The organism is Mesorhizobium sp. C089B (assembly GCF_030323125.1).
Taxonomy (GTDB): Bacteria; Pseudomonadota; Alphaproteobacteria; order Rhizobiales; family Rhizobiaceae; genus Mesorhizobium.
In genome coordinates, this window is the sequence record NZ_CP100469.1 from 4,729,441 (window position 1) to 4,751,130 (window position 21,690).

A 21,690-nucleotide genomic window follows, 5' to 3' on the forward strand; every position below is an offset into this window, starting at 1 on the left:
GAAATTGCGGGAAAAGCCAATGCGGATCGCTGGTCCTGCTAGCCTCGCTTGCCCGTCAGCGTCATGTCGAAATCGACGATATTCGAATAGATCGGCGTGCCGACATCCATGCCGTAGCGGGAGCGCAGCACCTTGCCGGTGACGTGGAACGTAATGACGCCACCCTTCAGCCGGCCGAGCTCGGCAGTGAACTTTTCCGCAAACGTCTTGCCGCGCGCCGTCAGCCGGCCGCTGACCAGCGCCGTGGTGTCGCTGGTTCGGGTTACGCTGGTCGAGCGGAACTGGATTTCGGGGCTGTTGGCGACGTCGAACACCGCATCGGAGCGCAGGAAGGCGTCGATGCGGCCCTGGCCGGTGCCGACGCTTTCGGGATAGATGGTGAAGTTGACCGCGGAACGGCCGACATCGCTGTTGTCGATGCGGATGGAGCCCTTGAAGCGGCCAAAGGCGCCGTCGAGGCCGCCGCCACCGACCTTGCCGATGGAGAAGCGAATGCTGGAGCTGGCCCGGTTGACCGTGTAGCTGCCGGCGGCGTCGCCGAGGTCCACAGCGGCGGAGACAGGCATGGCAAGGCAAGCGGCAACAGCCGCCAATCCGAAGATGCGCGCATACATGGGTTTTGTCCTTCTGGGGCAGGCGAAGTGTTGCGCCCTCACTCCAATGAACGAATGCGCGGCGCGCGCTATTCCAGGTCCTGATCTGACGAAGGCGTGATCATGCGCGTGAGCACGCTGTCGCGCAGCCAGAAATGATGCCGCAGCGCCGCCAGCGCATGCAGCGCGACCAAGGCAATGCCGACATAGGCGAGATACCAGTGTGCTATCGCCCAGAAGTTTTCCGCCGCATCGGACACGCCGAGCGGCAGGTTCGGCATCACGAACAGGTTGAACGGCATGCTGGGTATCTCCAGCATCGACACCGAAACCAGTGCCCAGCCGGACAGCGGCACCGCGAGCTGGAAGCCATAAAGCGCCAGATGCGCCAGCGGCGCCGTCCGACGCTCCAGCCCTCCGACCGAGGCCGGCAAGGCCGGGGCCGCATTGCCGAGCCGCCAGGCAATGCGCAGGATGAGGAGGCCGAGCAGCAGGAAGCCGAAGGATTTGTGCAGCTGGATCAGCTCGAAGGCGGTGCGCTGGCTGGTCAACCGCACCATGATGAAGCCGAGCATGAACTGGCCGATGAACAGGATGCCGATCAGCCAGTGGAGGACGATCGCCGCCCAGCCGTAGCGGGTTGAGTTGTTGGTGATGAATGCCGGCATGGTTGGTGAACGAATGGCAGCTGGGCTTTCTTCCACCCTCCCCCTTGTGGGGAGGGTCGGCGCGAAGCGACGGGGTGGGGGGTAGCGCCCTACGAAGATCCCACCCCGATCCGCTACGCGGATCGACCCTCCCCACAAGGGGGAGGTGGCTAAGCACCGACCTTGAAGAAATCCACAAACGCCCGCAGCGCCGGGCGCATCTGGCGGCGGCTGGGGTAGTAGACGAAGAAACCGTCGAAGGGCGGACACCAGTCTTCCAGCACGCGGATCAAGCGACCGTCGGCGAGCGGCGCGCGCACATAATCGTCGAAGACGAAGGCGAGCCCAGCGCCGTCGACCGCCGCCTGGGCGATCAGATGGTCTTCGTCGAGGATCAGCGGCCCTTGCGCCGCGATCTCGATCTCTTCGCCATCCTTCTCGAATTCCCAGCGGTAAAGAATGCCGCTGGAAAAACGGAAGCGGATGCAGCGGTGGTCGGCAAGATCGCGCGGATGGCGGGGTCTTGGCATGGTCGCGAAATAGCATGGCGCGCCGACCACGGCGCCGCGAAGGTCCGGTCCGATGCGCACCGCGATCATGTCGCGCTGCAGGCTCTCACCGAGCCGCACGCCGGCATCGAAGCCGCCTTCGACGACGTCGGTGAAGCGATCCTCGATGACGATTTCCAGCACGATGTCAGGATAGGCCGCGGCAAAGCCGCCGAGCCTGGGCGTCAATGCCAGGTGGGCCGCGGTGCGCGGCACGGTCAGCCGCAGGTTCCCGGCCGGCCGGTCGCGCGCCTCGATCGCCGTTTCCAGCGCCAGATCGATCTCGGACAGCGCCGGCCGCAGCCGTTCGAGCAACTGCGCGCCCTCTTCCGTTGGCGCTACGCTGCGGGTGCTGCGCGCCAAAAGCCGCACGCCGAGCCGCGCCTCCAGGCTGGACACGGCATGGCTCACTGCCGAGGGCGCTATGGCCAGTTCGCGCGCCGCGCCACGAAAACTGCCGCATTGGGCGACTGTTGCCAGTACAGCGAGTTGAGAAAGATGCGCTCGGTTCATTGCTCTATTTTATAGAACAGCCCGTGCGAATGACAGCCAATTATCGAACGTAAAGCCAAGCGCTATCTCTCTTTCATCGCAACAAGGAGACGCGCCATGAAAACCCGCAAACTTGGTACTGAACTCGAAGTCTTCCCCGTCGGCCTCGGCTGCATGGGCATGAGCTTCGCCTATGGCGGTCAGGCCGAGGCGGACGCAATCGCCACGCTGCGCCGCGCTGTCGAGATCGGCGTGACGTTTTTCGACACCGCCGAAGTCTATGGTCCCTTTGAGAACGAGATCCTTCTCGGCAAGGCGTTGAAGCCGGTGCGCGACAGGGTGACGATCGCCACCAAATTCGGCTTCAAGATTTCCGAGGAAGGCTCAGGCCTCGAACGTATGGTTGGCGTCGATAGCCGCCCGGAGCACGTCAAGGCAGTGGCGGAAGCCTCGCTGAAACGGCTCGATACCGATGTCATCGACCTCTACTACCAGCACCGCGTCGATCCCGGCGTGCCGATAGAGGACACGGTCGGCGCCATGGCGGAACTGGTGCGCGACGGCAAGGTGCGGGCGCTGGGCCTGTCGGAGGTCAGTGCCACCACCATCCGCCGGGCGCACGCCGTGCATCCGATCGCTGCCGTGCAGAGTGAATATTCGCTCTGGAGCCGCGACCCCGAAGACGAAGTGTTCGATGTCTGCCGCGAACTCGGCATCGGCTTCGTCCCCTACAGCCCGCTCGGTCGCGGCCTGCTCACCGGCACCATCGCCAAGCCCGAGGCCCTCAGCGACGACGACTGGCGCCGGACCTTGCCGCGTTTCCAGGCCGACGCCATGGCCGCTAATGCCAAGGTCGTTGCGACGCTGGAAAAGCTGGCGGTGGAAAAAGGCGTCACCTCGGCCCAGCTGGCGCTGGCCTGGGTGCTGCACCAGGGCGACTTCATCGTGCCGATCCCCGGCGCAAGAAAGATACGCCATCTCGAGCAGAACACGGCGGCGGTCGGGATCGAGCTGAGCGCGGCTGAGGTCGCGGCGATCGGCGATGCGCTGTCGCCGGACAAGGTGGTTGGCAAGCGCTATACGGAGGAGCTGTTGGCGCTGGTGAATGGGTGAGTGCCTTTACCCTCCCCCTTGTGGGGAGGGTCGATCCGCGAAGCGGATCGGGGTGGGGGTCCTCGTGAGGCGCACCCCCACCCCGTCTCTCTGTCTCCGCCTCGCTGCGACAGCGAGCCGACCCTCCCCACAACGGGGAGGGTAAGTCTCACCACGGCACCACCGTAATCTCCGGCCAGCACGCCTTCGCCCTCGCCCCCTTGGCCTCATGCGTGCGCCTGTTATCCATCAGCCGGTTGGGCGTGATGCGAAACGCGAAGAGGTCATCCAGCCCGAACGGCGCCACGACCTCAAGCTGCCCATCGGCATCGTATCGCACCCCGACCGCATGCGTCTTCGAGGCGAAATAGCTCACCGACTCGCTGGAACTTGTATAGCGCGGGCAGGGCTGGCCGAATTTCTGCGGATACCACAGATGCACCCGTGCCTGGTTGCGCACCTCGGCCGGCAGAGCCAGCCCCTCGAAATGCTGCGCGGCTCGACGGATGACCGCGTCCTCGGCCTCGTAGGACAGGTCGCTGTCATCGAAGTAGAAGAGATCGACATCCTTGATGCCGTAGCCCGGCGGCTTGCCGGTCAGGTGGTTCCAGACGCTGTTGTAGAGCGCGCCGGACACCACCAGCCAGTCCGGCAACGCCAGCGTGCGGGCCCGCTCCAGCGCGTCGCTGACGAGCGCATCCGCCAACACCATGGCGAGAAACGCTTCGCGCTGGGCTTCGAACGGCAGACCGGAATAGCGCAGATGGTCCATCGCCCTTTGGAGAGCGATTCGCAACTGCCGGCAATCCTCAGAAGCAATTCTAGGAAAAGTGTGTAGCGGTTTTACTGGGAAAGCGCGCCGCGCTTTCCCTAAGACGCGCTTTCCCTAAGAATTGCGTGAAGTCGAAATACGTAGGGCGGCGTTAGCCGCTCTACGTTCTCAGCATGCCGCCCGTTTGCTTGCCAACATTGTCGACGATGCGCTTGGCCAGCGCCTCGAAATCCTCGTCGGTGAGCGTCTTTTCAACCGGCTGGATAGATACTTCGATGGCAACCGACTTCTTGGCGGTCCCGAGAGATGCCCCCTCGAACACATCGAACACCGAAACGCCGGTGACCAGCTTCTTGTCGGCGGCGAGCGCCGCGCGCACCAGCGCGCCGGCCTCCACCGTCTTGTCGACGACGAAAGCAAAGTCGCGCTTCACCGCCTGGAAGGCGGACAGCTCCAGCTTTGGCTTGGTTTTCGTCGGCTTGGCCTTCGGCTCGGGCACGGCGTCGATATAGACCTCGAAACCGCAGATCGGTCCGGAAACGTCCAACCCCTCCAGCGTCTTCGGGTGGAACTCGCCGAAGGTGCCGAGCACTGTCTTCGGGCCGAGCTTGATCGTGCCGGAGCGGCCGGGATGATACCAGGCCGGACCGCCTGGCTCGATCTGCAGCCTGTCGACCGGCGCGCCGCAGGCTTCCAGCGCTGCAATCGCGTCGGCTTTGGCGTCGAACACGCCGACCGGACCGGAATTGCCGGCCCAACTGCGGCCGGAACCGTCGAGCTTGGCGGTGCCGCGGCGCACACCGGCGGCAACGCGCCGCTGCTGGTCGGGGCCGTCGCCCTCATAGGTACCGGAGACCTCGAACAGCGCGACATCGCCGATGCCCTTGTCGGCATTGCGCTGCGCGGCGACGATCAGGCCGGGCAACAGCGAGGGCCGCATATCGGACATGTCGGCTGCAATCGGATTGGCGAGCTTCAGCGCCGTCTGGCCGCCGCCGAACAGTTCGGCGTGTTTGGCCGGGATGAACGACCAGGTGAGAACCTCCAGCATGCCCCGCACGGCGAGCGAGCGCTTGGCAGTGCGGGTGCGAACCTGCAGCGTCGTCAGTATCTTGGAGTTGACCGCGTCATGCGAGCCGAGCGGCTGCGGCGCGATGTTGTCGACGCCGTGGATGCGCATCACTTCCTCGACCAGGTCGGCCTTGCCGTCGACGTCAGGACGCCAGGACGGCACAGCGACATCGACGACGTCGCCCGAGCCTGACGGCTTGAAGCCGAGGCGGGTCAGGATGTCGAGGCTTTCCGCCTTCGGCACCTCGATGCCGGTCAGCCGCTTCACTTCCGAGATCGGGAAGGAAACGATCTTCGGCTTGTAGCCGGCATAGCCGACCACCTCCGTCTCGGTCGGCTCTCCGCCGCAGAACTCCAGCACCAGCTTTGTCGCCAGCTCGACGCCGGGCACCATGAATTCCGGGTCGACGCCACGCTCGAAACGGTAACGGGCATCGGTGATGATGCCGAGCGTACGGCCGGTGCGGGCCGTGGTGATCGGATCCCAAAGAGCGGATTCGATCAGCACGTCCGTGGTGTTCTCGTCGCAGCCGGAATGCTCGCCGCCCATGACACCGGCGATCGATTCGACGCCATTGTCGTCGGCGATCACGCACATCTGCGGCGTCAGCGTGTATTCGCGCCCGTCAAGCGCCAGCACCTTCTCGCCGTCGCGTGCGCGGCGCACGACGAGATTGCCGGCGACCTTCTTGGCATCGAACACATGCAGCGGCCGGCCACGGTCGAAGGTGACGTAGTTGGTGATGTCGACCAGCGCGCTGATCGGGCGCAAGCCGATGGCGATCAGCCTTTGCTGCAGCCATTTCGGCGACGGCCCGTTCTTCACGCCTTTCACCAGGCGCAGCGCGAAACCGGGGCAGAGCTCAGGCGCCTCGATGATCACCTTGACCGGCGTTTCACCTTTGCCAAGGACCGCTTCGACCGGCGCGGTCTTGAGCCGGCCAAGCCCGCTTGCCGCCAGGTCCCGGGCGACGCCATAAATGCTGGTCGCATCCGGCCGGTTCGGCGTCAGATTGATCTCGATCACCGGATCGTCGAGATGCGCGTAAGCCGCGAAGCTGGTGCCGACAGGCGCATCGGCCGGCAGGTCGATAATGCCATTGTGCTCATCCGACAGCTCCAGCTCGCGCTCGGAACACATCATGCCATGGCTCTCGACGCCGCGGATCTTGCCGACGGTCAGCGTCACGTCGATACCGGGCACATAGGCGCCGGGCGCGGCGAAGGCGCCGATCAGGCCGGCGCGGGCATTCGGCGCACCGCACACCACCTGGACAGGGGCTGCGCCATTGCCGGTGTCGACGGTCAGCACCCGCAGCCGGTCGGCGTCGGGATGCTGCACCGCCGTCAGCACCTTGGCGATGACGAACGGCTTCAGGCCGGCCTTGTCGTCGACATGCTCGACTTCGAGGCCGATCGAGGTCAGCCTCTCGACGATCTCGTCGAGCGTGGCGTCGGTGTCGAGATGATCCTTGAGCCAGGAAAGGGTGAGTTTCATCACTGTGTTCCGTTTTGTCTGTACCCGCCCGGACCTTGTCCATCGGGTCTGGGCACGCTTGTCTTCAAATGGCGCGGCAAGTCGTCGGGCATATGCACGAAGGGCAGCTGCTCGCGCACATAGGCATGGTGCGTCGGCCGGAAATAGGCCGGCATGTCCATGGCGCCCAGCATGAAATAGATGTGGTCTTCCAGCCGCTCGTCGACATAGGCGATAGGCGAGCCGCAAATGCCGCAGAACGAGCGCGTCACCGGCCCGTTCTCGTACATCTTCAGCGCCTTGCCGGTGAAAGCCACCTGCTCGGTCAGGAAGCCGACAAAGGCCGACACCGGCGCGCCGCTGGCGCGCCGGCAATCGCTGCAATGGCAATAGCTGATATGGTGCGGTTCGACTGATGCCTCGAACCGTACCGCGCCGCAGCGGCAGCCACCCGTGTGCGGCGCCGTCATGCGGAAAGACCTCCGAACAGCGTCGGCATGTCGAGCGGCCTGAAACCGTAATGCGACAGCCAGCGCACATCGGCGTCGAAGAAGGCGCGCAGGTCCGGCATGCCGTATTTCAGCATGGCGATGCGGTCGATGCCCATGCCCCAGGCAAAGCCCTGATATTCGTCGGGATCGAGCCCGCCGGCGCGCAGCACATTGGGGTGGACCATGCCGCAGCCGAGGATCTCCATCCAGTCGGAGCCTTCGCCGAATCGCACTTCGCCGGGCCGCGAGCGGTCGCACTGGATGTCGACCTCGAGGCTGGGCTCGGTGAACGGGAAGAAGGACGGCCGGAAGCGCATCTTGACCTGCGGCACCTCGAAGAAAGCCTTGCAGAATTCTTCCAGCACCCACTTCATGTTGGCGACATTGGCCGATTTGTCGATCACCAGCCCCTCGACCTGATGGAACATCGGCGAGTGGGTAGCGTCGGAATCCTGCCGGTAGGTCTTGCCGGGAATGACGATGCGGATCGGCGGCTTCTGCTTCTCCATGGTGCGGATCTGTACCGGCGAGGTGTGCGTGCGCAACAGCTTGCGCTCGCCCTTTTCGTCCGGCTGGAAAAAGAAGGTATCGTGCATCTCGCGCGCCGGATGCCCTTCGGGGAAATTCAGCGCGGTGAAATTGTAATAGTCGCTCTCGACATCGGGACCTTCTGCGATGGCAAAGCCGAGATCGCCGAAGATCGCCGCGATCTCGTCGATGACCTGGCTGATCGGATGGATGCGGCCGCGCTCGGCCGGCGATTGCCGCACCGGCAGCGTCACGTCGACCGTCTCGGCGGCAAGGCGCGCCGTGACCGCCACATCCTTCAGCTCGGCCTTGCGTGTCGTCAGCGCTTCGGTGACGCGGTTCTTCAGGCCGTTGATCGCGGGGCCCTTGACCTGGCGCTCCTCGGCGCTCATCGCGCCCAGTGTCTTCAGCAATTCCGAGATCGACCCCTTTTTGCCGAGAGCCGCGACGCGCACGGCTTCGATAGCAGCCTCATCGGCGGCCGACGCGACGTCGGCCATCAGGGAGTTTTCGAGAGTATCCAAGCCGGTAGCTATGTCGTTCACGGTCAAACTCGCTGTGTTGGGAGTCAACTTTGAGGTGAAAGTCACTTTCAAGTTGAAAGTTCAGCCATAAGAAAAACCCGCGCCAGCCGTGCCAGCGCGGGTTCCCCAATCAGAATTGCGAATGCTGGGAAGCGCTGGGCTCGGAGCCCGATCCCGAAAAGTTGCAGACTTTCGGAAAGATCGCGCTCCTCGCTAAATTTCCCTGAGCATGATGTTGTCCAAAAAGTCAGCAACTTTTTGGCATCATGCTCTAGGCGACAGCGCTTTCAAAAGCATTCGGGGTGGTGTTCTTCAGATATTCGAGCGCGACCTTGGCCTTGGCCACGAGTGCGGCGAACGCCTGCGGTTCATGGATGGCCATGTCGGACAGGATCTTGCGATCGATCTCGATACCGGACTTGTTGAGGCCGTCGATGAAGCGGCCATAGGTCAGGCCATGCTCGTGCGTCGCGGCGTTGATGCGCTGGATCCACAGCGCGCGGAACGAGCGCTTGCGGTTCTTGCGGTCGCGATACGCGTACTGCATCGACTTTTCGACCGCCTGCTTGGCGATGCGAATGGTGTTCTTGCGGCGGCCGTAGAAGCCTTTCGCGGCTTTCAGGACCTTCTTGTGCTTGGCGTGCGAGGTGACGCCTCTTTTTACGCGTGCCATGTCATGATCTCCTTAAACGCTGTTCCTGAAACCGAATGCTCAGAGGCCGTTCGGCAGAAAATTCTTGATGACCTTCTTGCCATCCGGTTCAGCCAGAACCATCGTGCCGCGGGCATTTCGAATGAACTTGTTGGAACGCTTGATCATGCCGTGACGCTTGCCGGCCGCAGCCGACAGGACTTTACCCGTACCTGTGATCTTGAACCGCTTCTTGGCGGCCGATTTGGTCTTCATCTTGGGCATTTTGCTACTCCGTATTGGTGGCGCACAATCGCGCTTCTTGTTCGCTTCGGGCGGACCAAAAGCCCGAAAAGCAAATGAAACCGCCACGGCATGCCCTGCCGGGCGGTTTTCTTGGAACGGCGGTCCTATACGTCAAAGCGGGCTGGCGCGCAACACCCGAGCGGCTGCGACGCTCTCTCCGCGATCAGGGCAGCCTGAACAGCACCGGGAGTATGCCCGATTGCTGGGCGCCATCGATGGTCTCGAACACCGGCAACGCCACCAGAAACACCAGCCCGTCGAGCAAGGTGGTCAGCAAGAGGCGCGGCTTGAAGCTGCCGGTGTCGCCTTCCTGGTAGAGCGACAGCTGGGGGAAGAAACGCGGCACCCGCGCCAGATAAGCCTTGTAGGGGGCGCCGAGCAATTCCTTGAGGTACCGCTCTTCCCGCAGGATGACGATGTGGAAGGCGCCGGCGCACAAAAGCGCAAACAGGACGATGCCGGAGAACGAGCCGATCTGCGCCCCGACGCCGGCGGCGGCAACGGTCGAGAACACGTAGAGAGGATTGCGGGTGATCGAATAGGGCCCGCCGGTGACCACTTCGGAGGATTTGCGCCCGCCGATATAGAGTGTCGACCACAAGCGGCCGACGACGCCAAGGAAGATCAGCAGCACGCCGACCATCTCGATCGTTTCATGCACCGGGGTATCGGGCGGGAAGGTCGACTGGCCGAACAGCAGTGCCGCAAAGAGCACCACCACCAGCACCGCAAGCACCATGCGGCGCATGTGCTGGTAGCCGCCCAGCTCCTTGATGGGCGCAGGGTTGATTTCATTGGCCATGTCGGGAATCCGATCGTCGAAAAACTTGCCGGCGATCGCGGCGTCTGGACAGGAGAATAGGCGTCCCGCCGATCGCCGGGACGCCATGAGACAGGATTCAGGCGGATTTAGAGCGCAACGCCCGAACTGATCTAGCGCGGGGCCAGCACCATCATCATCTGGCGGCCTTCCAGCTTCGGTTCGGCTTCGACCTTGGCGATGGTAGCCGTCTCCTCGCGCACCTTGTTCAGGAGCTGCATGCCGAGTTCCATATGCGCCATCTCGCGGCCGCGGAAGCGCAGCGTCAGCTTGACCTTGTCACCTTCCTCGAAGAAGCGCCGCACGGCCTTCATCTTGGTTTCGTAGTCATGGCTGTCGATGTTCGGGCGCATCTTGATCTCCTTGATCTCGATGACCTTCTGGTTCTTGCGCGCCTCGGCCGCCTTCTTCTGGTTGGCGTATTTCAATTTGCCGAGATCGAGAATTTTGACGACAGGCGGCACCGCATTGGGCGAGATCTCGACCAGATCGAGCCCTGCCTCTTCGGCGAGCAGCAATGCGTCGTTGATGGAAATATCGCCGCGGTTCTGGCCATCGGCGTCGATCAGCTGGACCCGGGGCACCCGGATATCACGGTTGGAGCGCGGGCCATCTTTGGTGGGCGCCGCTGCTTTGAAAGGTCTGCGAATGGTCGTGGTCTCCTTGGCCGTTTCGTTCAGGGTTTCAATCTAGAATGTTCAGGACGCGCCAATGTGGTGAGCGCGCGGGCGGAGTCAATAGCACAGCGCTGACAGAAAATCACCCTGATCGCAGGCCTGCACCAAACAAAGGATGTCGCGAGCACTTTCCGCCTCGCCTGTGCCTGTGTCAAAAGACCGGCGAGTAAAATCAGGCTCCCACAATCAGGCCCCCAGAACCAGGATTGATCCACAGCCATGACCGCGACCACCCCAACCCTGCTGGATGTCGACGGCATCGATATCGCGGTTCGCCATTCCTCGGGCGCAACGCCCGGCGTCGTCTGGCTCGGCGGCTACAAATCCGACATGCTGGGCACGAAGGCGCAGACGCTGTCGGATTGGGCGGCCAGGGAAGGCCGCGCATATCTGCGCCACGACTATTCCGGCCATGGCGAATCCGGCGGCGCCTTTGCCGACGGTACTATCTCGAAATGGCTTGGCGAGAGCCTCGCCGCCTTCCGGCATTTCACCGAGGGCAAGCAAATCCTGGTCGGCTCGTCGATGGGCGCCTGGATCGCGCTGCGCATGGTGCAGGAGCTGCGCAAGGCGGGCGACAGCAATGTGGTTGGCCTGGTGCTGCTCGCGCCGGCGCCGGATTTCACCGCCGAGCTGGTCGAGCCGGCTCTGACGGAGGCACAGAGGCGCGAACTTCGGGAGAAAGGCTTTTTCGAAGAACCTTCGGACTATTCCGCCGAGCCTTACATCTACACAAGCGCGCTGATCGAGGACGGCAGGGCGAACCGGGTCATGACCGGGCCGATCGATACCCATTGCCCCGTCCACATCCTGCAGGGCCTGGCCGATGCCGATGTGCCGGCAAGCCATGCGCTGAAGCTGGTCTCGCTGCTGCCGGCCGACGACGTCACCTTGTCGCTCATTCCCGACGGCGACCACCGCCTGTCGCGGCCGCAGGATCTCGACATGCTGCTGAGGGCGGTGGGCGACATGGTTCAGCGGGCGGGGTAGGCGAGAATGCGCATTTCCATCCCGATATCCGCCTTTGTCGCGGCAATCGTCGGCTTCGGCGGCACGCTCGCCGTCGTCATTGCCGCCGCCAAGGCGGTTGGCGCCACGCAAGCCGAAACCGCGAGCTGGGTGACGGCAGTGTGCGTGGCGATGGCGATCGAATGCTTGTGGCTGTCCTGGCGCACGAAAATGCCCATCATCACCGCCTGGTCGACACCAGGCCTGGCGCTGATGGCGGCATCGAGCGGCTTTACCATGGCCGATGCGGTCGGCGCCTTCATCGTCACCGGCTTGATGTTGATCGCCACCGGCCTGTTCAAGCCGCTGACCCAGCTTATATCAAGGATACCGACGTCGGTCGCGTCCGGCATGCTGGCCGGCATCGTCGTCACCTTCGCGCTCAATGCCGTCAAGACCATTCCGGTCGACCCCTGGCTGATCCTGCCGCTGATCGCGGCCTTCTTCGTCATTCGCCTGTTCAACCCGGCGCTGTCGGTGCTGGCGGTGCTGATCGGCGGCGGCATCGCCGCCTTCCTGACAGGCCGCGTCGGCGGACTGCCGGCGCCGGAACTGTCGACGCTGACGCTGATTGCTCCGCATTTCAGCGCCGCAGCTGTCATCGGCCTGGCGCTGCCGCTCTACCTCGTCACCATGGCGTCGCAGAACCTGTCGGGTCTCGCCGTCTTGCGCGCCGCCGGCTATCACCCCGAACCCGGCCCGCTGATCGGCGTCACCGGCCTGTTCTCGCTGCTGTCGGCGCCGTTTGGCGGCTCGACCACCAATCTGGCCGCGATCTCTGCGGCGATCTGCACCGGGCCGGACGTCCATCCCGACCCGGCCGAGCGCTGGAAGACCGGACCCTTCTATGCACTTGCCTATCTGATCTTCGCGGTTTTCGGCGCCTCGCTGGTGGCGGTCTTCGCAGTGCTGCCGCAAAGCCTGATCGTGCTGGTGGCCGGCCTGGCGTTGATGGGGTCGCTGGCCAACGCGCTGGCGATCGCGCTCAAGGACGAGGACCAGCGCATGGCGGCTACTGTCACCTTCGTTGTCACCGCGTCGGGGCTGACTTTGTTCGGCGTTGGCGCCGCCTTCTGGGGCTTGGTCGCCGGCCTGGTCGTGCTTTTCCTCGAAGCGGTCAAAAAGCGATAATCATTTCAGGACCTTGTCCGGTTTTGGCCGACGTTGTCTTGAATCGCCGTTTTTCTCATCCCATTTCGAATCCACGCAGCCGCTCTTGGCTGTCTCCAACCGAAGGAATGGGAGAAAATGAACACATCCGCATTGATCCGCCCGGCCTGGACGCCGGCGACCATCGCGCTGATGGTGATCGGCTTCATGGTGTTCTGGCCGCTTGGCTTCGCCATGCTCGCCTACATCATCTGGGGCGACCGGCTTGACGGCTTCAAGCGCGACGTCAACCGGGCCACCGACGGCATCTTCGCCGGCTGCCGTCGCGGTTCCGACAAGGCCGCGCGCTGGGGCCACGGTTCGGCCCGCACCGGCAATGTCGCTTTCGACGACTGGCGCGAGAAGGAACTCGAACGCCTCGCCGAAGAGCGTCGCAAGCTCGATGAGATGCTGAGCGAGTTCGATGAGTACGCCCGCGAATTGCGCCGCGCCAAGGACCAGGACGAGTTCGACCGCTTCATGGCCAACCGCAACAAGTCGACAGCGCCTGCGAAGACAGGCTCGGCCGAAACGGCCAAGCCCGCGACGCCCAAGCGCAAGGGCCCGAACCTGCTTGACGACTGAGGCTGCGCGCATGACCCCGAAAATCGAAACCGATTTTCGGAAAGGTTCATGCGCCGAATTAGAGTGCTACAGCGTCCTTTGCGCGTCAGAGACGCGCGGCGCTCTAAGACAGGCCTTGGCATGATGGACGGCGTCGCGCGAGCGGCGCCGTTTCTTTTTTGTTCTGGTCGTTTTCCTCGAATCGCGTATCGTTCAGCCATGTCCTTCGGCTTTTTCCGCAACCTGACCAAACCAAAACCCTCGCCTGTCGAAGAGCGAGAGCACGTCGTTGCCGGCCGCACACTGCCGCTCAGGATCGTCGAGAGCGCCCGCGCACGGCGGCTGACGCTGCGCATTGATTCGGGCGGCCAGGGGCTGCGCATCACCGTGCCGCCGGGCCTGCGCCGCGGCGAGGTGGAGAAATTCCTTCACCGCCACCAGGACTGGCTGGAGCAGCGGCTGGCCAAGGTCCCGACCCGGCCTCAGGTGCGTCCCGGCATCAAGATCCCGATACGCGGCGTCGCGCATCGCATCGTCCACGAACCGTCGAAACGCGGCACCGTCACCGTGTCGCGCGACGAGCGCGGTCCGCTGCTGATCGTCCATGGCGAGCGCATACATTTGCCGCGCCGCATCGCCGATTTCCTCAAGCGCGAGGCCAAGAAGGACATCGAGAAGCTGGTGGTCAAGCATACCGAGGCCATCGGCAAGCGCGCCAAGGCGATCCGCTTCAAGGACACGTCGAGCCGCTGGGGCTCCTGCACTTCCGACGGCAATTTGTCCTTCTCATGGCGCATCATGATGGCGCCGACGCCGGTGATAAACTACTTGGTCGCGCATGAGGTGGCGCATCTCAAGGAGATGAACCACGGCCCGAAATTCTGGAAACTGTGCGAGCAGCTCTGCCCCGACACCGACCGCTGCAAGGACTGGCTGAAGCGGAATGGTGGGGCATTGCAGGCGATTGTGTTCGATTAGCCTTCGCCGGCGGCGCGCTCAATCATCATTGGCCGCATTAAGCTCTTCAGGCCGCAGCCCTTCGTCGCCATGGCGCGGCCATGGCAGGAAATTCTGCTCGAACGCATCGCTGCCGAAATAATCCAGGACCCGGTGCGCTTCTGCCCCGTCGAAGGCGGCCTTTTGCATCAGATGCGCGATGACGTCGCGCGCTTGCGCGATCTTCTGCCTGAGTTCGGCTATGCTCTGGTCGGCCATTGGTCTGCTCCGCCTTGCTTCTCCCATCAATAGGTAGCGCCTTTGGCGTTGCCGGCAAACAGCATGCTTTTTCTCGACTCTTGGCCGGTTTCGTGCCAATCCCCGCGCCATGGCGCTCGATATCAAGATCTGCGGATTGAAGACCGATGATGCAATGGCCGCGGCATTGGCCGGCGGCGCCAGCCATGTCGGCTTCATCTTCTTTGCCAGGAGCCCGCGCTATGTCGAGCCTGCGGCAGCCGGCCGCCTGCGCCAGGCGGCAATCGGCAAGGCCCTGGCGGTTGCCGTGACGGTCGATGCCGATGACGCCTTCCTGGACGAGATCGTCGAAAAGATGCGACCCGACATGCTGCAACTGCACGGCACGGAGACGCCCGAGCGGGTGGCCGAGGTGAAAGCCCGCTACGGCCTGCCTGTCATGAAGGTGTTCTCCGTCAGTGAGGTAGCCGATCTCGAGCGGCTAAAGCCGTTCATCGGCGTTGCCGATCGCTTCATGTTCGATGCCAAGCCACCAAAGGGCTCGCAACTTCCGGGCGGCAATGGCGTCGCCTTTGACTGGCGCATCCTGGCCGGCCTTGACGCCGGGCTCGATTACATGCTTTCCGGTGGGCTCAACGCCGCCAATATCGGCGACGCCCTGATATCAGCCAATCCGCCCGCGATAGACATTTCGTCGGGGGTGGAAAGCGGCCCGGGCGTCAAGGATCCGGCGCTGATCGAGCAGTTCTTCCGGGCCGTCAGGGCCGCGCGCGACGACCGCGCTGCCTGAGGCACTTCTTTCGAACCCGAGCATGTTCCGGAGAAGTGGGAACCGGTTTTCCGATAAGACATGCTCAGAACCAAGACCAGGAGATCGGCGATGAACAAGCCGGCGACACCCAATTCCTTCCGCACGGGACCCGACGAACAGGGCATGTTCGGCATCTTCGGGGGCCGCTTCGTGGCCGAGACGCTGATGCCGCTGATCCTCGACCTCGAGCGGCACTGGAACGAGGTCAAGAACGATCCGGACTTCAAGGCTGAGTTGACCAACCTCTCGACCCACTATGCCGGGCGGCCGTCAAAGCTGTATTTCGCCGAAGGCCTGACCAAACATCTTCGTGAGGTTTCCTCGGCGAAGGGCCTCGGGGGCGGCGCCAAGGTCTATTTCAAGCGCGAGGACCTGAACCACACCGGTTCGCACAAGATCAACAATTGCCTCGGTCAGATTCTGCTCGCCAAGCGCATGGGCAAGAAGCGCATCATCGCCGAGACGGGCGCCGGCCAGCACGGCGTGGCGGCGGCCACAGTCGCGGCGCGCTTCGGCTTTCCCTGCGTGGTCTATATGGGCGCCACCGACGTCGCCCGCCAAAGCCCCAACGTCTTCCGCATGAAGCTGCTCGGCGCCGAAGTGCGGCCGGTCACCGCCGGCCACGGCACGCTGAAGGACGCCATGAACGAGGCGTTGCGCGACTGGGTCACCAATGTCGAGGACACTTATTACCTGATCGGCACTGCCGCCGGCCCGCATCCCTATCCGGAGCTGGTGCGCGACTTCCAGTCGGTGATCGGCATCGAGGCGCGCGCCCAGATCCTCGAACAGGAAGGCCGGCTACCCGACACCATCATCGCGGCTGTCGGCGGCGGCTCCAACGCCATCGGCCTGTTCCATCCTTTCCTCGACGACAGGCAAGTCCGCATCATCGGCATCGAAGCCGGCGGCCGCGGCCTCGACGGCATCGAGCATTGCGCCTCGATGAATGCCGGCGCGCCAGGCGTCCTGCACGGCAACCGCACCTATCTCCTGCAGAACGCCGATGGCCAGATAATGGACGGCCATTCGATCTCGGCCGGCCTCGACTATCCCGGCGTCGGCCCCGAACATTCCTGGCTGCGCGATTCCGGCCGCGTCGAATATGTGCCGATCCTCGACGACGAGGCGCTGGAAGCCTTCAAGCTGACGACGCGCGTCGAAGGCATCATCCCGGCGCTGGAATCCGCCCACGCCATCGCGCATGCGGTGAAGATCGTGCCTGATATGGACAAGGACCAGATCGTCATCGTCAACCTGTCGGGACGCGGCGACAAGGATGTGCACACAGTGGCCTCGATGCTGGGCATGGAGATCTGATCATGGTGACCCGCATCGACCGCCGCATGGCGAAACTGAAAGCCGAGGGACGCCCGGCGCTCGTTACCTATTTCATGAGCGGCGACCCCGACTATGACACCGCTTTGTCGATCATGAAGGCGCTGCCGAAGGCCGGCGCCGACATCATCGAAATGGGCATGCCGTTTTCCGATCCGATGGCCGACGGCCCGGCGATCCAGGCCGCGGGCCTGCGCGCGCTGAAAGGTGGCCAGACGCTGGTCAAGACGCTGAAGACGGCGGCTGATTTCCGCGCCACCGACAATGAAACGCCGATCGTGCTGATGGGCTACTACAACCCGATCTACATCTACGGTGTCGATCGCTTCCTCAAGGACGCCATCGCCAGCGGCATTGACGGGCTGATCGTCGTCGACCTGCCACCGGAGATGGACGAAGAACTCTGCATCCCTGCGCTGAAGGCCGGCATCAACTTCATCCGCTTGGCAACGCCGACCACCGACGACAAGCGCCTGCCCAAGGTGCTGCAGAATACGTCGGGCTTCGTCTATTACGTGTCGATGACCGGCATCACCGGCTCGGCTTTGGCCGACACCGGCAAGGTTGCCGCCGCGGTCAAGCGCATCAAGGGCCACACCAACTTGCCAGTCTGCGTCGGCTTCGGCGTCAAGACCGCCGAGCAGGCGCGCATTATCGGCGCCAATGCCGATGGCGTCGTCGTCGGCACCGCGATCGTCAACGCGGTCGCCAATGTGTTGGGACCGAAGGGCGAGAAGACCGCCGACCCGGCCGAGGCCGTCGCCACCCTGGTCAGCGGACTGTCTCAGGGCGTGCGTTCGGCCCGCCTTGCTGCTGCCGAATAGTTTCCCTACTTAGGCCTTGTGCAAGTCGTTATCCCAAAACCGGTTCCCACTTTTGGGCGACATGCACGAGCCAACTCTTCGTCAGGACAGGAGCCGAAGCGATGAACTGGATCACCAATTACGTTCGCCCGAGGATCAATTCGATGCTCGGCCGGCGCACCGACATGCCCGAGAATCTCTGGATCAAGGATCCCGAGACCGGCGAGATGGTGTTTCACAAGGACCTGGAATCCAACCAGTTCGTCATCCCGTCATCGGGCCATCACATGAAGATTTCGGCCAAGGAACGGCTGAAATTCTTCCTCGATGACGGCAAATACGAGCAGCTTGAGAACCCCAAGGTCATGCAGGACCCGCTCAAGTTCCGCGACGAGAAGCGCTACACCGACCGCTTGAAGGACGCCAAGGCCAAGACCGGCCTGGAAGACGCCATCATCAATGCGCTGGGCACGGTCGAGGGCCTGCCGGTTGTAGTGACGGTGCAGGATTTCGCCTTCATGGGCGGCTCGCTCGGCATGGCCGCGGGTGACGCCATTGTGCACGGTTTCGAGGTCGCCTTGCAGCGCAAGCGGCCGCTGATCCTGTTTGCCGCCTCCGGCGGCGCGCGTATGCAGGAAGGCATCTTGTCGCTGATGCAGTTGCCGCGCACCACGATCGGCGTCGATCGGCTGAAGGAAGCCGGCCTCCCATACATCGTCGTCTTGACCAACCCGACCACCGGCGGCGTCACCGCCTCCTACGCCATGCTGGGCGACGTGCATATCGCCGAGCCCGGCGCGCTGATCGGCTTCGCCGGCCCGCGCGTCATCGAGCAGACTATCCGGGAGAAACTGCCGGACGGTTTCCAGCGCTCCGAATATCTGATGGAGCACGGCATGGTCGACATGGTGGTGTCGCGGCTGGAACTGCGCGAGACGATTTCACGGCTGTTGAAAATCCTGCTCAAACTGCCGCAGGAGCAAAAGCCGCTGGAGCCGGAAATCCTGCCGCCGTCGGTCATCCCGACGGAAGCCCGCCCGCAGGCCTGACGCGACATTTCTGGCCGCAAACCGCGATTGCGTGCACCTGCGCGCATGCGTAGGATTCGCTCATGACAACGCTTGCCGCAGATCGTGAAATCGAAGCCCTGATGGCGCTGCATCCGAAAGGCTTCGACCTTTCGCTCGACCGCATCACAAGGCTGCTCGAACGCCTCGGCAATCCGCAGGAGCGGCTGCCGCCGGTCATCCATATCGCCGGCACCAACGGTAAGGGCTCGTGCGCGGCCTTTTCGCGCGCGCTGCTCGAAGCCGGCGGCCACCTTGTCCATGTCCACACTTCGCCGCATCTGGTGAACTGGGCCGAGCGCTACCGACTGGCGGCCGAGGGCGGCGGCCGGCTGGTCGACGACGAGACCTTCGCCGAGGCCATCGCCCGCGTCGCCCGGGCCAATCAAGGCCAGAAGATCACCGTCTTCGAAATCCTAACCGCCGTCACCTTCATCCTGTTTTCCGAACATCCGGCTGCCGCCGCCATCATCGAGGTCGGCCTTGGCGGCCGCTTCGACGCCACCAATGTCGTTGCCCGGCCGGCGGTGTCGGTGATCATGCCGGTGTCGATGGATCACGAAGCCTATCTCGGCGACCGGGTCGAACTGATCGCCGCCGAAAAGGCCGGCATCATGAAGCGCGGCTGCCCGGTGGTCATCGGCGCGCAGGAGAGCGAGACGGCGCTGCAAGTGCTGATCGAAACCGCCGAGCGGCTGGATTGCCCGACCTTCGTCTACGGCCAGGATTTTCTCGCCTTCGAGGAAAACGGCCGCATGGTCTATCAGGATGAGGACGGGCTGATGGACCTGCCGCCACCGCGCCTGCCCGGGCGCCACCAGTTCGCCAATGCGGCGGCAGCGATTGCCGCCGTCAAGGCCGCCGGTTTCGAAATCAGTCATCGCGCCACTGAGAAGGCGATGGCGAGCGTCGCATGGCCGGGCCGCATGCAGAAATTGGCACAGGGCCGGCTGGCGGACCTCGCTCCCAAGGGCGCCGACATCTGGCTCGATGGCGGTCACAATCCGGGCGCCGGCGTGGTGGTGGCGGAAGCCTTGGCCGAGCAGGAGGAAAAGAACGCGCGGCCGCTGTTTTTGATTGCCGGCATGATCAACACCAAGGACCAGAGCGGCTATTTCCACGCCTTCAAGGGCCTGGTCCGCCATGTCTACACCGTGCCGGTGAGCATGAGCGACGCCGGTGTGCCGAATGACGAACTGGCGATCCGGGCGACCGAGGCCGGCCTCACCGCCGAGCCGGTCAGCTCCGTCGCCAGCGCGCTGATGCTGTTGCGCGACACCTGGGACGGCCCGGCGCCGCGCATCCTGATCGGTGGTTCGCTGTATCTCGCCGGTGCGGTGCTGGCCGAAAACGGCACGCCACCGACCTGAATCCACACTTTCGCGAGGGAGCCGGTGATGATCAAGGTGAAGCAACTCGCCCATGTCTGCATCTTCGCGCATGATCTGGAAGCGACGCGGGCCTTCTACCGCGACGTGCTCGGCCTCGACACGCAGTTCAACTTCCTGCGCGACGGAAAGGTGTTCGGCTTCTACCTCAATTGCGGCGATCGCAGCCATGTCGAGGTGTTCCAGAAGGACGGCACCAGCCATAGCGAGCTCAACCAGATCAACCATTTCTGCCTTGAGGTGGAAAACATCGATGCGGCGATCGCCCACATCAAGTCGAAAGGCATTGATATCACGGCCAAGAAGCATGCCTGCGACGACACGTTTCAGGCCTGGATCCGCGACCCCAACGGCGTGAAGATCGAGCTGTTCGAATACACCGCAAAAAGCGCGCAATTCACCGGCGGGGATCGCATCGCCGACTGGTAGTATTTTGGCCCGGGGAATCTATCGGGCGGTTGCCCCTCGGGCAGAAGCCCCGATATGCTTGGCGAAGCATGGAGGCAAGCTCGAATGGTTGTGAAGTGTCTTGTTACCGTCGACAACGACCCGCCGGAGGAGCTGATATTTGAATATGCTCCGCGGGTCGGCGATCATGTGATGTTACCGGGAGCCATCGAGCCACCGCACCCAATTGTTCGAGTGGCCCACAGACCGACGCGCCCCAATGATGCATCCGGCCAGCCCAGTGTCGCGTATTTCGTAAGCCGAGAGACGTTTCTCTATCGTGTGTATACGGGCGCTATAGAGGGATATGGGCAGGTCCTGAAGCCCGCGACCGGACGGAAGCCCGGCAAGCCTAGGCAGGCCAAAAAAACCGTGGCTCAAACTAAATAGACATCGGCGGCCGCGGCACCAGTCTGAGGCCTATTTCAGCTCGATCTCGATGAAGGCGTATTCGCCGTCATTGGCGCTGATGACGTCGTGCTCGACGCCTTCCTTGCGGAAGTAGGGCGCGCCCTTCTTCATTTCAGCAAAACTCTCGCCGTCCTTGGTCACCAGCTTCACCTTGCCGTCCATCAGCGGCACCACGACGTAGTCATGGCCATGCCGGTGCCAGCCGGTGTTGTCGCCGGGCTGGAAGCGGTATTCGGTGACGATGACGCGCTCATTGTCGATGAAGACGGTGGCCTTGGCGGATCCGGTCATTCTGTTTCTCCCTGTCCTGCCTCAAGCAGATGACATGGAGTGCGCCGATGCGAGGGCCAGAGGCGGCCGGGCGATGACGCCAAAGAAAAAGCCCGGCGCGAGGGCCGGGCTTCGATCTCGGGAACTAATGCAGGTCACCCAAAAGTGGTCCCGGTTTTGGGAGGACGACATGCATCAAAACAAAGCCAGCTCAGGCGAGGCTGCCATTGATCCAATGCGACAGCGCGGTCTTCGGCGCGGCGCCGACCTTCATGTCGGCGACTTCGCCGCCCTTGAAGATCATCAGCGTCGGGATCGAGCGCACGCCGAATTGGGCGGCAAGCTCAGGGTTCTCGTCGATGTTCAGCTTGGCGATCTTGATCTTGTCGCCGAGTTCGTTGGCGATCTCTTCCAGCGACGGACCGATCATCTTGCAGGGGCCGCACCATTCGGCCCAGAAATCCACGACGACGGGCTGCGAGGCGTTGAGCACATCCGCCTGGAAATTGCTCTTGTCGACCTTGACGGTGGCCATGCGAAAATCCTTTCGAAATTTATCTCGCACCAAATG

At 63.4% G+C, this 21,690-nt stretch carries 25 protein-coding genes; 11 read left to right on the plus strand and 14 right to left on the minus strand.

The features are described 5' to 3' along the window. Positions 1-38: 38 nt before the first annotated feature. The 3 genes from NLY44_RS23435 to NLY44_RS23445 all read right to left on the minus strand — a co-directional run bounded on the left by NLY44_RS23435 (position 39) and on the right by NLY44_RS23445 (position 2,301). Complete coding sequence (locus NLY44_RS23435; RefSeq protein WP_023728834.1) at positions 39-614, minus strand: YceI family protein; 576 nt, start codon at positions 612-614, stop codon at positions 39-41. Positions 615-682: 68 nt separating this feature from the next. Next, entirely contained in the window at positions 683-1,261 is a 579-nt protein-coding gene (locus tag NLY44_RS23440; RefSeq protein WP_023805793.1) for a cytochrome b, read from the minus strand. Positions 1,262-1,410: 149 nt separating this feature from the next. Then, positions 1,411-2,301 (minus strand): LysR family transcriptional regulator, encoded by an 891-nt coding sequence (locus NLY44_RS23445; RefSeq protein WP_023752338.1) that lies wholly within the window; start codon positions 2,299-2,301, stop codon positions 1,411-1,413. A gap of 96 nt (positions 2,302-2,397) precedes the next feature. Between NLY44_RS23445 and NLY44_RS23450 the strand changes: the two genes are divergently transcribed. Next, complete coding sequence (locus tag NLY44_RS23450) at positions 2,398-3,393, plus strand: aldo/keto reductase (protein WP_023703777.1); 996 nt, start codon at positions 2,398-2,400, stop codon at positions 3,391-3,393. A 148-nt stretch (positions 3,394-3,541) separates the two neighbouring features. Here NLY44_RS23450 and NLY44_RS23455 read toward each other — a convergent pair whose 3' ends face one another. From NLY44_RS23455 to infC, 8 genes are all read right to left on the minus strand, one after another. Beyond that, a complete protein-coding gene (locus NLY44_RS23455; protein ID WP_023725578.1) occupies positions 3,542-4,144 on the minus strand; it encodes a nucleotidyltransferase family protein in 603 nt (200 codons plus the stop codon). Between the two features lie 160 nt (positions 4,145-4,304). Then, positions 4,305-6,713 (minus strand): phenylalanine--tRNA ligase subunit beta, encoded by a 2,409-nt coding sequence (gene pheT / locus NLY44_RS23460; RefSeq protein WP_023805792.1) that lies wholly within the window; start codon positions 6,711-6,713, stop codon positions 4,305-4,307. Then, positions 6,713-7,162, minus strand: coding sequence for a GFA family protein (locus tag NLY44_RS23465; protein WP_023805791.1), 450 nt, complete (start codon positions 7,160-7,162; stop codon positions 6,713-6,715). Before NLY44_RS23465 ends, pheT begins: the two co-directional genes overlap by 1 nt. Further along, positions 7,159-8,211, minus strand: coding sequence for a phenylalanine--tRNA ligase subunit alpha (gene pheS, locus NLY44_RS23470; RefSeq protein ID WP_032891898.1), 1,053 nt, complete (start codon positions 8,209-8,211; stop codon positions 7,159-7,161). Before pheS ends, NLY44_RS23465 begins: the two co-directional genes overlap by 4 nt. A 295-nt stretch (positions 8,212-8,506) precedes the next feature. Continuing rightward, positions 8,507-8,908 carry a 50S ribosomal protein L20 gene (rplT, locus tag NLY44_RS23475; RefSeq protein ID WP_023672281.1) on the minus strand — a complete coding sequence of 134 codons (402 nt, stop codon included), beginning with the start codon at positions 8,906-8,908 and terminating at the stop codon, positions 8,507-8,509. A 39-nt stretch (positions 8,909-8,947) separates the two neighbouring features. Continuing rightward, on the minus strand, positions 8,948-9,151 hold the full coding sequence (rpmI, locus tag NLY44_RS23480) for a 50S ribosomal protein L35 (RefSeq protein WP_006201248.1): 204 nt from the start codon (positions 9,149-9,151) through the stop codon (positions 8,948-8,950). Positions 9,152-9,335: 184 nt separating this feature from the next. Continuing rightward, complete coding sequence (locus tag NLY44_RS23485) at positions 9,336-9,974, minus strand: methyltransferase family protein (protein WP_023805790.1); 639 nt, start codon at positions 9,972-9,974, stop codon at positions 9,336-9,338. A 131-nt stretch (positions 9,975-10,105) separates the two neighbouring features. Then, positions 10,106-10,642, minus strand: coding sequence for a translation initiation factor IF-3 (gene infC, locus NLY44_RS23490; RefSeq protein WP_023744911.1), 537 nt, complete (start codon positions 10,640-10,642; stop codon positions 10,106-10,108). Positions 10,643-10,888: 246 nt separating this feature from the next. On the opposite strand from infC, the gene NLY44_RS23495 reads away from it, so the two are divergent. From NLY44_RS23495 to NLY44_RS23510, 4 genes are all read left to right on the plus strand, one after another. After that, entirely contained in the window at positions 10,889-11,659 is a 771-nt protein-coding gene (locus NLY44_RS23495) for an alpha/beta hydrolase (RefSeq protein ID WP_023805789.1), read from the plus strand. Between the two features lie 6 nt (positions 11,660-11,665). Beyond that, positions 11,666-12,808, plus strand: a complete 1,143-nt coding sequence (locus tag NLY44_RS23500) for a benzoate/H(+) symporter BenE family transporter (protein ID WP_023805788.1) — start codon at positions 11,666-11,668, stop codon at positions 12,806-12,808. A 117-nt stretch (positions 12,809-12,925) separates the two neighbouring features. Then, a complete protein-coding gene (locus tag NLY44_RS23505; RefSeq protein WP_023672286.1) occupies positions 12,926-13,411 on the plus strand; it encodes a DUF2852 domain-containing protein in 486 nt (161 codons plus the stop codon). Positions 13,412-13,609: 198 nt separating this feature from the next. Continuing rightward, complete coding sequence (locus NLY44_RS23510; protein WP_023702070.1) at positions 13,610-14,368, plus strand: M48 family metallopeptidase; 759 nt, start codon at positions 13,610-13,612, stop codon at positions 14,366-14,368. A gap of 18 nt (positions 14,369-14,386) precedes the next feature. On the opposite strand, the gene NLY44_RS23515 is transcribed toward NLY44_RS23510, so the two are convergent. Then, the gene (locus tag NLY44_RS23515; RefSeq protein WP_023672288.1) at positions 14,387-14,605 is read right to left on the minus strand and encodes a hypothetical protein; all 219 of its coding nucleotides are present in this window, start codon (positions 14,603-14,605) and stop codon (positions 14,387-14,389) included. Between the two features lie 109 nt (positions 14,606-14,714). Between NLY44_RS23515 and NLY44_RS23520 the strand changes: the two genes are divergently transcribed. From NLY44_RS23520 to NLY44_RS23545, 6 genes are all read left to right on the plus strand, one after another. Beyond that, complete coding sequence (locus NLY44_RS23520) at positions 14,715-15,374, plus strand: phosphoribosylanthranilate isomerase (protein WP_023672289.1); 660 nt, start codon at positions 14,715-14,717, stop codon at positions 15,372-15,374. A gap of 90 nt (positions 15,375-15,464) precedes the next feature. Continuing rightward, entirely contained in the window at positions 15,465-16,715 is a 1,251-nt protein-coding gene (gene trpB, locus NLY44_RS23525; protein WP_023687439.1) for a tryptophan synthase subunit beta, read from the plus strand. Positions 16,716-16,717: 2 nt separating this feature from the next. Next, positions 16,718-17,557, plus strand: a complete 840-nt coding sequence (trpA, locus tag NLY44_RS23530) for a tryptophan synthase subunit alpha (protein WP_023693067.1) — start codon at positions 16,718-16,720, stop codon at positions 17,555-17,557. 101 nt (positions 17,558-17,658) lie between these two features. Beyond that, the gene (gene accD, locus NLY44_RS23535) at positions 17,659-18,585 is read left to right on the plus strand and encodes an acetyl-CoA carboxylase, carboxyltransferase subunit beta (RefSeq protein ID WP_023687437.1); all 927 of its coding nucleotides are present in this window, start codon (positions 17,659-17,661) and stop codon (positions 18,583-18,585) included. 62 nt (positions 18,586-18,647) lie between these two features. Next, entirely contained in the window at positions 18,648-19,973 is a 1,326-nt protein-coding gene (locus tag NLY44_RS23540; protein WP_023805787.1) for a bifunctional folylpolyglutamate synthase/dihydrofolate synthase, read from the plus strand. A gap of 27 nt (positions 19,974-20,000) precedes the next feature. Beyond that, positions 20,001-20,420 carry a VOC family protein gene (locus tag NLY44_RS23545; RefSeq protein WP_023687435.1) on the plus strand — a complete coding sequence of 140 codons (420 nt, stop codon included), beginning with the start codon at positions 20,001-20,003 and terminating at the stop codon, positions 20,418-20,420. Between the two features lie 438 nt (positions 20,421-20,858). Here NLY44_RS23545 and NLY44_RS23550 read toward each other — a convergent pair whose 3' ends face one another. After that, positions 20,859-21,140 carry a cupin domain-containing protein gene (locus tag NLY44_RS23550; protein ID WP_023681396.1) on the minus strand — a complete coding sequence of 94 codons (282 nt, stop codon included), beginning with the start codon at positions 21,138-21,140 and terminating at the stop codon, positions 20,859-20,861. A 190-nt stretch (positions 21,141-21,330) separates the two neighbouring features. Then, positions 21,331-21,654: a thioredoxin gene (gene trxA, locus NLY44_RS23555; RefSeq protein WP_023672297.1), complete on the minus strand. Its 324-nt coding sequence runs from the start codon at positions 21,652-21,654 to the stop codon at positions 21,331-21,333. Between the last annotated feature and the right edge of the window lie 36 nt (positions 21,655-21,690).